The organism is Bradyrhizobium diazoefficiens, from assembly GCF_016616235.1.
Lineage (GTDB): Bacteria > Pseudomonadota > Alphaproteobacteria > Rhizobiales > Xanthobacteraceae > Bradyrhizobium > Bradyrhizobium diazoefficiens_H.
This window is the reverse complement of record NZ_CP067100.1, coordinates 1,134,750-1,150,208: the sequence shown is the minus strand read 5'-3', so window position 1 is coordinate 1,150,208 and position 15,459 is coordinate 1,134,750. Positions and strand designations below refer to the sequence as shown.

15 protein-coding genes are annotated in these 15,459 nt (G+C 66.1%); 6 read left to right on the top strand and 9 right to left on the bottom strand.

The genetic code is table 11. The features are described from left to right. Window positions 1-170: 170 nt before the first annotated feature. Both JJB99_RS05450 and JJB99_RS05445 read right to left on the bottom strand, forming a co-directional pair. The gene (locus JJB99_RS05450) at window positions 171-398 is read right to left on the bottom strand and encodes a hypothetical protein (protein ID WP_200497761.1); all 228 of its coding nucleotides are present in this window, start codon (window positions 396-398) and stop codon (window positions 171-173) included. A 225-nt stretch (window positions 399-623) separates the two neighbouring features. Then, window positions 624-1,808, bottom strand: coding sequence for a DUF2125 domain-containing protein (locus JJB99_RS05445; protein ID WP_200497760.1), 1,185 nt, complete (start codon window positions 1,806-1,808; stop codon window positions 624-626). 111 nt (window positions 1,809-1,919) lie between these two features. Between JJB99_RS05445 and JJB99_RS05440 the strand changes: the two genes are divergently transcribed. Next, complete coding sequence (locus JJB99_RS05440) at window positions 1,920-2,531, top strand: gamma-glutamylcyclotransferase (protein WP_200497759.1); 612 nt, start codon at window positions 1,920-1,922, stop codon at window positions 2,529-2,531. Here JJB99_RS05440 and JJB99_RS05435 read toward each other — a convergent pair. From JJB99_RS05435 to ftsE, 4 genes are all read right to left on the bottom strand, one after another. Then, a complete protein-coding gene (locus JJB99_RS05435; RefSeq protein WP_200497758.1) occupies window positions 2,528-3,301 on the bottom strand; it encodes a lysophospholipid acyltransferase family protein in 774 nt (257 codons plus the stop codon). The two genes, JJB99_RS05440 and JJB99_RS05435, sit on opposite strands and share 4 nt — an antisense overlap. A gap of 12 nt (window positions 3,302-3,313) precedes the next feature. Beyond that, complete coding sequence (locus JJB99_RS05430) at window positions 3,314-4,018, bottom strand: YdcF family protein (protein ID WP_200497757.1); 705 nt, start codon at window positions 4,016-4,018, stop codon at window positions 3,314-3,316. 326 nt (window positions 4,019-4,344) lie between these two features. Next, window positions 4,345-5,313: a cell division protein FtsX gene (locus JJB99_RS05425; protein WP_200497756.1), complete on the bottom strand. Its 969-nt coding sequence runs from the start codon at window positions 5,311-5,313 to the stop codon at window positions 4,345-4,347. Next, window positions 5,306-5,965, bottom strand: coding sequence for a cell division ATP-binding protein FtsE (gene ftsE / locus JJB99_RS05420; protein ID WP_018646542.1), 660 nt, complete (start codon window positions 5,963-5,965; stop codon window positions 5,306-5,308). The genes JJB99_RS05425 and ftsE overlap by 8 nt, the downstream gene beginning before the upstream one ends. Before the next feature lie 169 nt (window positions 5,966-6,134). Here ftsE and JJB99_RS05415 point away from each other — a divergent pair, with 169 nt between their 5' ends. Both JJB99_RS05415 and JJB99_RS05410 read left to right on the top strand, forming a co-directional pair. Continuing rightward, window positions 6,135-7,013 (top strand): MJ0042-type zinc finger domain-containing protein, encoded by an 879-nt coding sequence (locus tag JJB99_RS05415; RefSeq protein ID WP_200500054.1) that lies wholly within the window; start codon window positions 6,135-6,137, stop codon window positions 7,011-7,013. Between the two features lie 37 nt (window positions 7,014-7,050). After that, window positions 7,051-7,425 (top strand): response regulator, encoded by a 375-nt coding sequence (locus tag JJB99_RS05410; protein ID WP_200497755.1) that lies wholly within the window; start codon window positions 7,051-7,053, stop codon window positions 7,423-7,425. Between the two features lie 56 nt (window positions 7,426-7,481). Here the strand turns inward: JJB99_RS05410 and JJB99_RS05405 are convergent, their stop codons facing one another. Then, window positions 7,482-8,630 (bottom strand): DUF4175 family protein, encoded by a 1,149-nt coding sequence (locus JJB99_RS05405; RefSeq protein ID WP_200497754.1) that lies wholly within the window; start codon window positions 8,628-8,630, stop codon window positions 7,482-7,484. Further along, the gene (locus JJB99_RS05400; RefSeq protein WP_200497753.1) at window positions 8,618-10,570 is read right to left on the bottom strand and encodes a TIGR02302 family protein; all 1,953 of its coding nucleotides are present in this window, start codon (window positions 10,568-10,570) and stop codon (window positions 8,618-8,620) included. The genes JJB99_RS05405 and JJB99_RS05400 overlap by 13 nt, the downstream gene beginning before the upstream one ends. A gap of 173 nt (window positions 10,571-10,743) precedes the next feature. On the opposite strand from JJB99_RS05400, the gene JJB99_RS05395 reads away from it, so the two are divergent. The 3 genes from JJB99_RS05395 (at window position 10,744) to JJB99_RS05385 (ending at window position 14,098) form a co-directional block, all read left to right on the top strand. Next, entirely contained in the window at window positions 10,744-11,127 is a 384-nt protein-coding gene (locus JJB99_RS05395) for a carboxymuconolactone decarboxylase family protein (protein WP_008567285.1), read from the top strand. A 117-nt stretch (window positions 11,128-11,244) separates the two neighbouring features. After that, window positions 11,245-12,135 carry an NAD(P)-dependent oxidoreductase gene (locus JJB99_RS05390; protein ID WP_200497752.1) on the top strand — a complete coding sequence of 297 codons (891 nt, stop codon included), beginning with the start codon at window positions 11,245-11,247 and terminating at the stop codon, window positions 12,133-12,135. Window positions 12,136-12,346: 211 nt separating this feature from the next. Next, on the top strand, window positions 12,347-14,098 hold the full coding sequence (locus JJB99_RS05385; protein WP_200497751.1) for a tannase/feruloyl esterase family alpha/beta hydrolase: 1,752 nt from the start codon (window positions 12,347-12,349) through the stop codon (window positions 14,096-14,098). An 84-nt stretch (window positions 14,099-14,182) separates the two neighbouring features. Here the strand turns inward: JJB99_RS05385 and lysA are convergent, their stop codons facing one another. Further along, a complete protein-coding gene (gene lysA / locus JJB99_RS05380) occupies window positions 14,183-15,448 on the bottom strand; it encodes a diaminopimelate decarboxylase (protein ID WP_200497750.1) in 1,266 nt (421 codons plus the stop codon). Between the last annotated feature and the right edge of the window lie 11 nt (window positions 15,449-15,459).

The window sequence follows — 15,459 nt, the reverse complement described above, 5'->3', positions numbered from 1 at the left end:
CCCGTGCATCTTCTGCATCACGTTTTTCTCAAGCTCCCTTTCGGAATAATTCGGTGGCTGCTCCGATCCGCTCGCGCGCGATGACCGCATGCGACGCAACGCGCATTGGGCCCGACCGGGACATGGCCGGGCCCAACTCCGCGGCGCGCAGATCTCAAGGGGGATGCCGGCTATTTGCCCTTGGTCGCGCGGATCACCGTGGGACGCTGTGATTTCGGTGAGGGAACGAATGCCATCGTTTCCCGCGTCGCGGGATTCGCGAGGCTGCGATCGCCATTTGGATACATCGAGGCATAAGCAGCCGGCTCCTGCATTTGCCACTGCCACTGCGCGAGCGCCGGCGTCACCGATGCGGCCGAGATGGCGACGGCGGCAACGAACAGCTTGGACTTGGTCATGGTAGTCTCTCCTGCCTGGGCGGACCGCATCATCGTGCGGTCGACATGGAGAGAGAGCGGCGTTTGCGGCTCCGCATTCCCGCGTGTGCAATCACGATCCGGGGAAGGAATCGTGACGACGGTTCGTGGTGAGTTCGTGGCCCGGATGGAGCGAAGCGCAATCCGGGACAATGTCAGCCGCGGTCAGAATCCCGGATTTCGCTTCGCTTCATCCGGCTACGGCGGTCAATACAGCGGCGGGATCTGGCCAACCTTGACCGGACCGAGCAGCACGGCGCCGTCGACGAATTTCAGCGGGAAGCTGCGCGCCTTCTTGCCTTCCAGCGTGCCCTCGGTGCCGATCGAATTGATGCCGGCGGCAACGCCCGCATTGGCGTTCTGCTTGATGACCTTGCCGAGACCGGGCACGGCGCGGTCGAGCGCGCCGAACAGATTGTTGAGGTCCTGCGACTTCACGCCAGGCGCGACGCGGTCGAGGGTCGCCTGCGGCACGCCCTCCTCCAGCATCTTTTCGATGCCGAGCGCCGGGATCACGCGCTCGAGGCCCGTCACCGTCATCTGCAATTCGCCGTCGAGACGGCCATTGGCGGAGAGGCCGAGCGTGCCGGCCGCAACCGCGATCATCTCGCCCTGCTGGATGCGCGACTGCACGATCTCGATATGGCCCCCGGCGGCCTGGATCTCGCGGAAGCGCTGCGGCCAGGGTTTGGGCGTGAGGTCGGAAAGCCCCGTGATCTTCGCGCGCGTGTCCGCTTCGAACGGCTCGGCGAGCAGCGGATGAACGCCCTGGATGCTGCCTTGCGCGACGTGAAGCACGGTCTCGATCACGGGATGACCGGAGGTCGATCCGTCGGCGAGGCGGCCGTGCAGCTCGACCTGCTTGGCGCGCGCCAGCGGCACCTGCACGCTGCCGTCGAGCCGGTTGAGATTGGGATCGTCGAACACGAGGGACGCCCGATCCGGCACCGCCGGCAGGCCGACCACGCTGCTCCGGCCCTTGCTCCAGTTCACCACGAAGGTGTTTTGCGTGACGCCGTCGACAAGGGTCGCCGGCGCGGAGAATTCGGCGATGACGTGCCTGGGATCGTAGACCTGGGCCACCACTAGGATGTTGTCGAGCTTCGCCGTGAACGGCGTCTTGCTGGCGTTCTGCGACACCAGTGCGACGCTGGCGCCGGAGCACTGGACCTCGAAGCGGAACGGGAAGCCGGCGATCGAGCGCTTGGCGCAATCATAGATGCGGCCGGCCTTGGCCTCCTGCGCGCGCCAGGCGTCAGCAGCCACTTCGGCCTGCGAGGCCGCAAAGAACCAGAAACAGCTCCACGCCACGGCGAGGATCAGGAGGAGAACGGGTGCGATGAAAAGGCGCCAACGGGAGCGCCGGCCTGCGGCAACGGTCATATCGGACATGCGGCGACCCTTTGACCCCAGATTTTGTCAAATGTAAGCGGGTCCGGCCCCCGACGAAAGGCGGAGAATTCGCTTCGCTTGGGGGACCAGTTCTGGTAGCCGTGCCCCGAAATGTCGGAAATCACCCTCCCCTCCGTCACCACCGCCAAGGGCGAGCTCTGGGTGTTCGGCTACGGCTCGCTGATGTGGCGGCCGGGCTTCGCATTCGAGGAGCGCGTCCCGGCGCGGCTGGTCGGCGAGCATCGCGCGCTCTGCGTCTATTCCTTCGTGCATCGCGGCACGCCAGAGAAGCCGGGTCTGGTGCTCGGGCTCGATCGCGGCGGTGCCTGCCGCGGCATCGCCTTCCGCGTCGCTGAAAAGAACCGCGCCGACGTCGTCGCCTACTTGCGCGCGCGCGAGCAGGTCACCTCGGTCTATCGCGAGGTGATGCGCTCGGTTTGGCTCGAGAACGACGCGCGCCAGCGCGTCTCCGCGCTCGCTTATGTCGTCGACCGCGGCCATGTCCAATATGCCGGCCGGCTGTCGCTCGCCGAGCAGCACCGCCACGTGATCCAGGGCCACGGCCAGTCCGGCGCCAACCGCGACTACGTCACGGCGACGGTGAAGGCGATCGAGGCCGAGGGATTTCGCGATGCGCAGCTGCATCAGCTTGCGGCGATGCTGCATGGTGATGCGCATTCGCTGCACGCGCCGGCTCCGGTCGAAGATCGCGAGAATCGCTAGCTCGCCGACGGCGCGTAGCTCGGCGCCGAGCCGATCAGTTGCTCCTGCTCTTTCCGGCCCGCTTCGACGAGGCGAGCAGTCGCCTCCTCGATGGCGGCTTGCACGCGCTTGAGAAACTCGTCCTTCGGCAGGCCCGGCGGCAGCGGATCGAGGAACTCCACCACCAGGGTGCCGGGATAGCGCATGAAGGTGCGGCGCGGCCAGAACAGGCCGGAATTGAGCGCGATCGGCAGGCAGGCTACGCCGCAGGACGAATAAATCTGCGCAAAGCCGGTCTTGTAATCGGGCGGCGCGCCCGGCGCGCGGCGCGTGCCTTCCGGAAAGATCACGAACTGGCGGCCGCTGCGCACCGCCTCGCGCGCGCGGCGCGTCATGTCGAGCAGCGCCTTCACGCCGGCCTTGCGGTCGATCGCGATCATCCCGGTCTTGACCAGGAATTGGCCGAACACCGGAATCTGCATCAGCTGGCGCTTGAGGATGAAGATCGGGCGATCGAAGAAGCCCGGCAATACGAACGTCTCCCAGAACGACTGATGCTTCGCCACGATCACCAGCGGTCCTTGCGGGATCTTCTCGACACCGCGGAATTCCACCCTGATATTGCAGACCACGCGCATCAGAAACAGCGTCGCCTTCGCCCACCATTCCGCGACCGTCAGCAGGGCGCGCGGCGGCAATGCGAAGGTCGGCAGCGCCACGATCGAGAGGCACACCAGCACGGTGTAGAACAGCACGTTGAACACGAGCGAGCGCAGGAAAATCAGGAACATCGAAAAGTCCGATCAATTGGCCTGTGCGGTGGCGGGCCGCTTCGGTTGCTGGCCTTGAGGCTGCTCCGACATCTCGGGCGAAAGGTCAATCCCGAAATCCTCCAGCCGGACCCTGACCTCCGCCGCGACGTATTTGACATATTCGGACAACAGCAGCCGCAACGTGGAGGCCGAGGTCCACCACGGCTCCTCGCGCCATTTCTCGCCCACCACCGCGAACGGGATCAGCGTCGTCTCGGGCATCGCGTGCGAGAATTCCACCAGCGCGCGCGGCATGTGATAGTTCGAGGTGACCACGATCAGCGATTTGAACCCGCGCCCCTCGGCCCAGCGCCGCGTCTCGGCCGCATTGCCGCGGGTGGAGACAGCGGTACGGTCGAGATCGACGCAGCAATGCATGAAGGATTGGTTCTCCGGCAGCGTCCGGGAGATGTCGCCCGCGGTCGAGGTCGGATGCACGCCGGAGATCAGCAGCCGCTGGCCGTAGCCGGCAGCTAACAGCTCCATCGCATCCGGTACCCGCGAGGAGCCGCCGGTCAGGACCACGATGCCGTCGGCCTTGCGGCTTGGGGCGATCTCGGCGCCGCGCAATTGCGACAGGAAAGCGACGAAGCCAGTCGCCGCGCCGACGAAAGCGAACGCGATCGTCGATACCAATGCCGCGCGGAGCCAGCCGCGCGGCAGTTTCGGCGATCGATCGTCGGCCCTTGAGGTCATGTGATGTCGGTGATCCCTTACCGAGGTGATTTTAGAACGTTTTGAGGCGAAGTGGAGTCCGGTTTGTTGGGCTCTGCAAACGCAACGGACCACAACTCTGTCCGCGTAGGTGGTGCGCTCCCTCGCCCGGCTCCTGTCCGCCGGAGCCTTGGCGAAGGTGGATGCGGGGCCGCGACGAGCTTCGCTCGCGCTGAGAGGGTTGGGGTGAGAGGGACTCTCCGCGAGGACGGTAGCAGTTGGACTCGCGGAGAGTCCCCTCACCCGAAATCCGCGCTTTCAGCGCGAATTCCGGCCTCTCCCCGCAAGCGGGGAGAGGCGAAGAAACCTCAATCGACATCATTCAGCGTCGCGAACAGGGTCTGGCGCGAGGCGGCGGCGGTGATGGCGCCGATCAGCACCGCCTGGACCGCGAGCACGACATAGCCGGATGGCCGCAGCGAGAAGGTGCCGAGCAGCGCGGCGAACTGGTCACCGACGGGCGTACCGGAAAACCAGCCTGCGATCGACTCGGAGAAGCCGAACAACAGCATGGCCACGCCACCGCCGATCACGCCGCCCTCCAGCCCGAGGCGGAGGAAATGGCGCAGGAAGTGATTGGCGATATAGCGGTCGCCGGCGCCAACGAAATGCAGCACCTCGACGATCGGGCGGTTCGCCGCCATGGCGCCGCGGGTTGCGAACGAGACCGAGATAATGGTCGCGACGATAACCAGCGCGAGGATGCCGATGCCGGCGAGCACGATGGCGTTGGTCATCGAGCGCATCCGCTCGATCCAGGCGCGGTGATCGTCGACGCTGGCGCCCGGCGCCACCTGCATCACGCGGGCACGCAGGGCGCCGAGATCGAGCGCCGTGCCGGGCTGCACGCGCGCGATGATCATACGCGGCACCGGCAGGTCGTCCATCGACAGGCCGGTGCCAAGCCATGGCTCGAGCAGCTTGGCGCTTTCGTCCTTGGTGAACGGCCTGACCTCGACAATGCCGGCCTGCGCGCGCATTGCCTCGGTCACCGCCGCGGTATCGCGTTCGAGATCGCGCCCCGATTGCGGACGCACCTGGATGGTGATCTCGCTCGCGACATCCGACTGCCATTCGGCGGCGGAGGCGCTGACGAGCAGCACGGTGCCCGTCGCCATCGAGGCGAGGAAGCTCATGATGGCGACGACGGCAACCAGCGCGCGGCCGTGGATCGAGGCGCGCGGCACGATCGGCGACATGTTGCGCGCCTTGGCCGGAAGCTGCGGACGCTCCTGTCCGAGGTCGACCAGCACGCCGCGCTCGTCGGTCCTACTCATAGACGTGCAACCGTCCCTGATGCAGCACCAGCCGCCGCGCCTCGTACTGGTCCATCAGGCCGATGTCGTGGGTCGCGATGATGACGGCGGTGCCGGATTTGTTGAGCTCGATGAAGAGCCGCAGCAAGCGGCGGCCCAGCGTCGGATCGACGCTTCCGGTCGGCTCGTCCGCGAGCAAGAGTTGCGGGCGCGAGATCACCGCGCGCGCGATCGCTGCGCGCTGCTTCTCGCCGCCGGACAGGATCGGCGGCAGCGCGTCCATGCGGTCGCCGAGCCCGACCCAGCGCAAGAGGTCGATGACCTCCTTGCGATAGCTCGACTCGCTGCGGCCCATGACGCGGAACGGCAGTGCGACGTTCTCATAAGTCGTCATGTGGTCGAGCAGGCGGAAATCCTGCAGCACGATGCCGATGCGCTTGCGCAAGTCGGCGATCTCGTCCTTGCCGAGTTGCGAGATGTCGTGGCCGAACAGGTTGACGAGGCCGCGCGTCGGCCGGTGCGACAGGAACAGCAGGCGCAGCAGCGAGGTCTTGCCGGCGCCGGACGGGCCAGTCAGGAATTGGAAGGAATGCGCCGGGATCTGGAAGCTGAGGTCGCGCAGAATTTCCGGCCCCAGACCGTAACGCAATCCAACATTTTCGAACCGAACCACGTTCAGCTCCGTTCGAGAGGGCGCCGCGCACCCCGACACACGCAATCAAGGGGTTGTGCGGCCGTTATGGTTTCCGGTTCGTTAACGGTCGACCTGTAGCATTTGGGGTGCCCGGCTCTCCCTGTCGGGGGCATCATCAAGACCAGTCCGTGCATCAAGGCCCGTGTCCATGCATATCGTCTGTCCCCATTGTACGACATCCTACGCCATCAAGCTCGCGAGCCTGGGGCCGAACGGACGGACGGTCCGCTGCTCCCGTTGCAAGGAGACCTGGGTCGCCTATGCCGACGATGCCATCGAGGAGGCATCCGTTCCGGCCATGGCCGCGGCCAGCCAGTCCGAGGACCAGTCCGACCTCGCCGAGCAGTGGAACTCCTACGCCAAGGACGACGGCGTCCCGGATACGCCGGTCGTTGACAGCCCGTCGATCGCCAGCGACTGGCCGGCCGACGAGGCCAGGGAGATCGAGGACGAGTGGACGGCGGCGGCCCGGGCTGCCGAAGAGGAAGTCGACGGCGCGCAGCACCAATCCTGGTTCCGCAGCCTGTTCAGCCGCCGCGGGGCGCGGGTGAGCCGCCCTGTCCCCGACGCGGCACCGCGAAAATCCCATTTCGGCCTGCCCACCGCCTGCGCCGCCATGGGCGCGCTGGTGCTGGCCCTGATCGTCTGGCGCGGCGACATGGTGCACTTGCTGCCGCAGACCGCGGCGTTCTACAAATTGGTCGGACTCGAGGTTAATCTGCGCGGGCTGGCCTTCAAGGACGTGAAGCTGTCCAGCGAGACCGTGGACGGCAAGCAGGTGCTGGTGATCGAGGGCGTGATCGTCGGCGAGGGCAAGAAGCCGCTCGAGATTCCGCGGCTGCGCTTTGCCGTGCGCGACGCGCAGGGCGCCGAGATCTATGCCTGGAACACCGTGCTGGAGCAGACCGTGCTGCGGCCCGGCGACCGGGCCTTCTTCCGCTCGCGCCTGGCCTCGCCGCCGCCGGAAGGCCGCAATATCGACGTTCGCTTCTTCAACCGGCGCGACATTGCCGGCGGCAGCGTATAATCAGCCTGCAAACATCCCGCACGGGAAGGTTCGTCCCATGCCAAAAATCCTGATCGCCGACGACGAGGATTCGATGCGCCAGCTGGTGGCGCGCGCCATCGCCATGGACGGCCACGAGATCGTCACCGCGCAGGACGGCGCCGAGGCGCTGGAGATCCTCACTCGCGAGGACGGCACGTTCGATCTCTTGCTCACCGACATCCAGATGCCGATCATGGACGGCATCGCGCTGGCGCTCTCGGCCGCACGCGATTTTCCCGACTTGACGATTTTGCTGATGACCGGCTTTGCCGACCAGCGCGAGCGCGCCTCGAATCTCAACGCGCTGGTGCATGACGTCGTGACAAAGCCGTTCTCGGTCGCCGACATCCGCACCGCGGTGGCAGACGCGCTGGCGGCGAAGAAGGGCTAGTGCGCGACGCTAGCCGCGCACGCCCGCCTTCGCGGGCGATGACACCGGGTGCGGAATCAAAAATCCTTCAGCAGCCGCTCGAGATAATCGAGCTCGATCTGCGGCCGCGAACTCTCGCCGAGGCGGCGGCGGAGCTCTTCGAGGATGCGGCGGACGCGCTGCGCGTCGATCTCGCCAGGGATCTTCACCGTGTAGTCGTCGCCGAGATCACGGCCATGAAGCGGACGGCCGAGCGGGTCGGTCTGATTGCCGCCGCTCTGCTGGCGGCCGGCGCGATTGCCGGGACCGTCGCCCTGCCCCTCGCCATCGCCCTGCTGCATCGCCTCGGCCATCTTCTGCGCGCCCTTGCGCAGGGCTTCGAGAGCCTTGCCCTGCGAGTCCACGGCGCCCTCGGCATTGCCCTCGCCGAGCTTCGAGCCGGCGTCGCCCATGGCACCGTCGGCGGCGTCCAGACCGCCGTCGTCATCGTCATCGCCGTCCTGATCGCCATTCTGGCCGGGCTGCCCCTGATCGCCCTGTTGGCCCTGCTGGCCCTTCTGATTCTGACCTTTTTGCCCCTTCTGCATGAGGCCACGCTTGGCGAGTTGGTCCTGAAGCTTCTTCAGCCGGTCGCGCAGCGCCTCCTGGTCCTGCTGCAGATCGGACATCGACTGATCGCCCTGCTGCTTGCCGCGCGATCGGTCTCGCCGGGAGTCCTGGCCCTGCTTGAAGGTCTTGTCGCGCAATTGCTGCTGCTTGCGGATCATGTCGCTGAGCTCGTTCAGCGCCTGCTCCATCTCGCTGTCGCCGGATTGCCCGGGCTGCGCCATCTGGAGATTTTCCATGATCTGCGCCAGCTGCTCGAGCAGGCGCTGCGCCGCCTCGCGATTGCCTTCCTTCGCCGCCTTCTCGATCTGCTTCAGCAGGTCGTCCAGATCGCGCTGCGTGATGACGGAGCGATCGCGATTGGAGGACTGGCTCCGTTCCGTCGCGCGCTTGTATTCCTCGAGCCTCTTGATCGCATCGGATTGGTTGTTGAGGCTCTTGCCGGATTCCTTCTGCCGAAGGCTGTCGCCGGAATCCTGCATCGCCTTTTCCGCGCTGTCGAGCAACGCGTCGGGATCCTGATCCAGCTGGGCAGCGGCAGGCGCGATGCCACCCAGCAGGACGGCGAGACAGGCGATCGAGATCGCCTTCAAGACTGGCAGGCGCGCTAGCTTCCGCATTTCCGGTCCCGCGTAAACTGGTTGGCCCCGTCCTCGCCCTTGTTGGCCCGGTTGTTCGCCGACTTCCGATAGGCCTGAAGCTGCTGGCGCAAGGCATCCTGCTGCTGCGCCAGCTCTTCGAACTGCTCGGGCGTCGCATTCTGGGTCTTCTGTCGCAGCTCGATCGCCTTGTCGAGGATGAGCTGGACCTCCGCAGGGAACGGCTGCCGGGCTCCGAGCGGATTTTGCTCGGCGCGCCGGGCGAGATCGCGCACCTTGCCGGCCATGGCCTCGCGCAGCTTCTGCGTCAGCACCCGGATCTCGTCCTCGCTGGCGCCGCGCTCCAGCGCGTGCTTGAGCGCGTCCTGCGCCGCCCGCAGCGCCGCGTTGACGCTGCCGGCGACACCGTCGTCCTCGATGGTGGTCGCGAACGCCCACATGCTCGACACCACATCGCGGAGCGCATCATCGGTGCGCGCCGCCTCGAGCTGCGAGGCCAGACTGCGGAGGCCGAGATAGCAGCCGGCATCCGGCGTGAACAATTCGGGCGCGATCATCAGCGCGTCGAGCGCGGCGTAGACGTCCGCATTCTTGTTGGCGTCGAGCGCGAGGATGCGGCGCTGCTCGATCAGCGCGCGCGCGAGCGAGTTGGTGAACAGACGCTCGGGCAGGCGCATGTTGAAGGGCTCGCTCCTCGCCTCGTTGCCAGCTTCGTCCTTCGCGGTCAGCGTCAGCGTGACGTCGGCGCCGGCATAGGGATCCTCGCTGAGGTCCTTCACCGTCTGGCCGACGCCGTTGCGGGTGCGCGCGTTCGGCAGCACCAGCGGGAATTGCGGCGGCTGGAACAGCGGCCGCGCGGCGGCCTTACTGTCGGCGTCCTTGCCGCCGTCCTTCGTGGCATCCGCCTTCGTGGCATTGGCGGGGCGCAGGCCGATCTGCGCTTCGGCGCCGGTGACGCCGTAATCATCCTCGATCTTGTAGGAGAGCTGAAGCGCGCCGCGGGCCTGGCGTTCCGGATCCTTGGCAAGCACGATCGTTGGCGGGCGGTCCGGCGTCGCCGTGAAGGCCCATTGCGGCTGGCCGGAGGGCGCGCGGACATGCGCGGTGCCGTCGCCAGTGATGGCGAAATGCTTCTCGCTGGTGCCCTTCGGCGTGGCCTCGCTGGGAGCGACCTCCTTGAGGCCGCCGGAGACGGCGACATCGAGGCTGCCGCCCGAGGAGCGCACGATCAGGGTCGAGCCGGCGGGAACGGCGAGCGGGCCGGAGGCCGGCAGCGCCGCGGCCTCCTTGTTGGCGGCCGACAGGATCACCGGCGGCTTGCCGGTGTAGAGCGGCGGGGTGATCCAGGCATCGACGCGGACATTCGTCGGCGCCAGCACGCCGTTCCAGTCGAAGGCGGCACCCAGCCGCATCGCGCGCTCGTCGCCGGCGGCGAAGAAGGTCGCAACCAGCAGCACCATCACCAGCGCGCGCAGCGCCCAGGGATCGTGGATGGCCAGCCGCGGCTGCGGCAGACCGGCGCGGATGCGCTTGAGCGAGGCCAGCGTGCGCTCGCGCTGCGCCTGCCACAAAGCCTGCGCGACCGGATCCTGCGAGGTCAGCGTGTCCGTCAGTGTGGTCGCCGGGCGGTGACGGATGCCGGAGCCGCGGTCGAGCCGCGCGAGCGCCTCCTCGCGGCTCGGCCAGCGGAAACGAACCAGCGGCAGCAGGGTGGCAATCGCGATGCCGACGAAAATGACGAGGCCGATCGCACGCACGACGAACGGCAGCGCCAGCCAGAGCCCGGCCCACGACACGGCCAGGAACAGGCCGACGACGGTCAGAAGCCGCGCCAGATGTGGCCAGGCACGCTCCCACGCGATGGCATAAATGGCCCGATCGAGGGCCTGCGCCAGCTTCAGCCGCGACAGAGCGTCACTGTTGCGGATCGGGTCTGACGGGTCGGGGGTGACGCCGTTCAATCAACTCTCCAGGTTGCCCGGTAGAGAAGCCTACCACAACGGCAGCACTGAGGCATCCGTTCCCGTACGGGAGACACCCCTTTTCCCGCATAACACGAGGACGTGACTGGCTCGCCGCAACCCCGTAATTTCCGCGCGCCATCCCTGAGTGAGGGAGACAAGAAGGAAACGCCATGGACAAGAAGATGCACGACAAGGGCCTGGAAGTCCGCAAAGCGGTGCTAGGCGAAGCCTATGTCAACAATGCCCTGAAGAACGTCGACGACTTCAACCGTCCGTTCCAGGAGATGCTCAACGAATATTGCTGGGGCACGGTGTGGGGCCGCGAGGAGCTGCCGCGCAAGACCCGCAGCATGCTCAACATCGCAATGATCGCGATCCTGAACCGCCAGCACGAGTTTCGCGCACATCTGAAGGGCGCGCTGACCAACGGCGTCACCCGCGACGAGATCCGCGAGATCCTGATGCAGGTCGCAATCTATGGCGGCATGCCCGCAGCCGTCGACAGTTTTCGCATCGCGCGCGAAGTGTTCGCGGAGATTGATGGGAAAGCGTGAGACGCCCCTCTCCGCAGTCGTCCCGGACAAGCGCAGCGCAGCGAAGCGCCGATCCGGGACGGCAGCGGGGATGGAACGAGCATCTTCACAGCAACAACGAAGAAACAGGGAAACACCATGGACATCGGATTCATCGGCCTCGGAAACATGGGCTTCCCGATGGCACGGCGGCTGATCGAGGCGGGACACAAGCTGGTCGTGTTCGACACGCGCAAGGAGGCGGCCGACAAGCTGGTGGCGCGCGGCGCGACCGCTGCGGCATCGCCGAGGGACGTCGCGGACCGGGTCGAGACCGTGATGGCGAGCCTGCCCTCGCTCAAGGCGTCACTCGAGGTCGCGACAGGCGCGAACGGCGTGATCGAGGGGAGCCGCGCAAAACGCTTCATCGATCTCTCCACCGTCGGCTCGGCGATGGCCGCGAAAATCCACGGCCTCTTGGCTCGGCGCAACATCGTGCAGATCGATTGCCCCGTCTCCGGCGGCGTCGGCGGCGCCGAGAAGGGCACGCTGGCGGTGATGGTCTCCGGGCCCAAGGCCGAGTTCGAGCTGCTCAAGCCGGCGCTCGACGTGATCGGAAAAGTGTTCTTCATCGGCGACAAGCCCGGCGCGGCGCAGACCATGAAGCTCGCCAACAATTTGCTCTCCGCCACCGCGATGGTGGCGACATCGGAAGCGGTGGTGATGGGCGTGAAGGCCGGGCTCGATCCCGCCGTGATGATCGACGTCATCAATGCCGGCTCGGGCATGAACACCGCGAGCCGCGACAAGTTTCCGCGCTCGGTGCTGCCGCGCAGCTTCGACTTCGGCTTCGCCACCGGATTGATGGTGAAGGACGTGCGGCTGGCGCTGGAGGAGATGAAGCAGCTCGGCCTGTCGATGGAGGTTGCGAATGCGGTCGGACGCCTGTGGGAGACCGTGATCAGCGCGGAAGGCGCCGAATCCGATTTCACCGCCGCGATCAAGCCGATCGAGAAGAAAGCCGGCGTCGTGGTCGGCGGGAAGGCATGACAGTCCCGTAGCCTAATGGAGCGAAGCGTAGTCCGGGGTTCTCGCCGAAACGCACAGCCCCGGATTGCGCTTCGCTCCGCCCGGGCTACATCTTCACAACCATCGCGCGAGCCTGCTGTGATTTGCCCGACGCACTCATTCATCCTTGAGTTGTGATCTTTGTGCGTTATCCTGCCCTCACTACAAGCCTGCAAAAATCAGGGAGGACAGAATGAAGCGTCATCGACACTTACTTGTCGGTGCGACCGTGGCGCTGTTTGCCTGTGTCGCATTCGGCAACTCGCCTGCAATGGCGACGCCGTGCACCAATCTTCGATCCTTGCAACTGCAGCACACGGTAATCAATTCGGCGGACGACAACACGACCGGCACCTTCGTGCCGCCTGGCGCAGCCCCGATCACCGGCCTTCCCGCGTTTTGCCGCGTCACCGCGACCCTGGTTCCGAGCTCGGATTCCAGCATCAGAATCGAGGTCTGGCTGCCTGAAACCAGCTGGAACGGCCGGTTTCTCGGCACCGGCGGCGGCGGCTTCCAGGGCGTGATCACCTACAACGAACTCGCCCTCGGCATCCGCACCGGCTTTGCCGCGACCAACAGCGATCTCGGCACCGGGTCATCGGGATGCAGCCCGCTGTTCTGCGGCTCCGCCGGCAACATGGGCAATCCTCTCGCGATTCAATTCGGCGATCCCGCGAGCCCCACGACCGGCCTGTTCGGGCATCCCGAGCGAATCAAGGATTTCGGCTATCGCGCGATCCATCTGATGACCGTGCGCGGCAAGGAAATCGCCAACGCGTTCTACGGGCAGCGGCCGCAACGGGCCTATTTTGCTGGCTGCTCCACCGGCGGCCAGAACGCCCTGATGGAGGCGCAGCGCTTCCCCACCGATTATGACGGCATTCTTGCGGGCGCAGCCGCGTTCAACCGCACCCACCTGCACATGGCCGGTCTCTACAGCTGGCAGAACACACATGCGAGTCCTGGCCGGTTCATCCAGACCGGCCAGATGACGCTGATCAACCAGGCCGTGCTCAAGCAATGCGTCGGTCAGGACGGTGGCGCCAGCACCGATCAGTTCCTGACCGATCCGCGCGACTGTCGTTTCGATCCGAAAGTCCTGCTCTGCACCGGCGGCAAGCAGCCGCCGGCCTGCCTGACTTCAGATCAGGTCACGACCATGCAGCGCTATTACGCCGGCACGATCGACCCGGTGAACGGACAGATCATCAATCCGGGCTCCCAGCGCGGCAACGAGACCGACGACATCAGCGCGCTTGGCCTCGCGTTCCAGGAGCGCCTGCCGGAGCCGGCCTTCGACGGCCTGTTCTACTGGGTGTTCGGCCCGAACTTCGGCTACCCCTCAAGCCCGGTCAATTACGCCAATTTCGACTTCCACCACGACATCGCCAAGGTCGACGACCAGCTCGCGGCGGTGCTGAACGCGACCAGCACCGACCTCAGCGAATTCCGCGAGCACGGCGGCAAGCTCCTGATGTATCACGGCTGGGCTGACCCGCTGATCCCGTCGCAGAGCAGCATCAACTATTTCCTCGCCCTGGTGGGGAATGAGGGCCCAGGATTCCAGCAAGGCTTCCAGCCCGCCGGGTTCTCCGACCACGACGACGGACATGGCAATCCGGCGCTGCGACGGACCCAGAGCTACGCACGGCTGTTCATGGTGCCCGGGATGTATCACTGCTCGGGTGGGCCCGGCCCCAACACGTTCGATGCGCTGACACCGCTGGTCAAATGGGTGGAGGGCGGGGTGGCGCCGGACACGATCCTCGCCACGAAGTTCGTCGATGACACGCCGCCGGCGGTGCAGATGACCCGGCCGCTCTGTGTCTTCCCGAAGGTCGCCAAGTACAACGGCAGCGGCAGCACCAGCATTGCAGCGAACTTCACCTGCATCACCGATGAGAACGATTTCAACCAGAAGCCGGCACCGAAATACGGGCCGTGACATACACGCAGGGCCGGCGCGCATAGGCTCGCCGGTCCTGCTATCCTTCCAATGCGTATTTGTGCGCGAGGATTGCGCGGCGGCTCACAGCCACGGCGCCGGCGTGTCCATCGCGATCAGCTGCTCGACCTCCACGCGCGGGCGCACCACGGCGTACTGATCGCCCTTCACCAGCACCTCGGGCACCAGCGGCCGCGTGTTGTAGGTGCCGGCCTGCACCGCGCCATAAGCGCCGGCCGTCATGATGGCGAGGAGGTCGCCCGCCTTCGGCGCCGGCAGCGTGCGGTCGAGCGCGAGATAATCGCCGGTCTCGCAGACCGGGCCGACGACATCGGCCATGATGGTGGCGGCGCCCTTGGCGGGCTGCATCACCGGCAGGATGTCGTGATGGGCTTCGTACAGCGTCGGGCGAATGAGATCATTCATGGCGGCGTCGATGATGACGAAGTTCTTGCCGTCACCGTGCTTCACGTAAATCACCTTGGCGACGAGGATGCCGGCATTGCCGACGATCATGCGGCCCGGCTCGAACATCAGCGTGCAGCCGAGATTGTGGCTGACGCGCTTGACCATGGCGGCATAGGCGCCGGGCGCCGGCGGCGCCTCGCGATCCATGTAATAGGGAATGCCGAGGCCGCCGCCGAAATCGACGTGAGAGATGTTGTGGCCGTCGCTGCGCAGCGTCTGCACGAATTCGGAGAGGATGCGGAACGCGGTCTCCATCTTGGACAGATCGGTGATCTGGCTGCCGATATGCACGTCGGTGCCGGTCACCGCGATGCCCGGCAACTTCGCGGCGCGGGCATAGACCTCGCGAGCATGTGCGATCGGAATGCCGAACTTGTTCTCGGACTTGCCGGTGGAGATCTTGGCATGCGTGCCGGCATCGACATCGGGATTGACGCGCACGGAGATGCGCGCGGTCTTGCCCATCTCGGTCGCAAGGCGCGAGAGCAATTCTAGCTCGGGCTCGGATTCGACGTTGAGGCAGAGGATGTCGGCGGCGAGCGCAGCACGCAGCTCGGCCTCGGACTTGCCAACGCCGGAGAACAAAATCTTGCTCGCGGGAATACCGGCGGCCAGCGCGCGCTTCAATTCGCCGCCGGAGACGACATCGGCGCCGGCGCCGAGCTTGGCCAGCGTGCGCAGCACCGACTGGTTGGAGTTCGCCTTCATGGCGTAGCAGACCAGCACCTTCTCGCCGGCAAAGGCATCCGCGAAGACGCGGTAGTGCCGCTCGAGCGTCGCGGTCGAATAGCAGTAGAACGGCGTGCCGATTGTCGCGGCCAGCTCGGACAGGTTCACCGCCTCGGCGTGCAGCACGCCGTTGCGGTAGTCGAAATGGTTCATGGCGTTGGCTC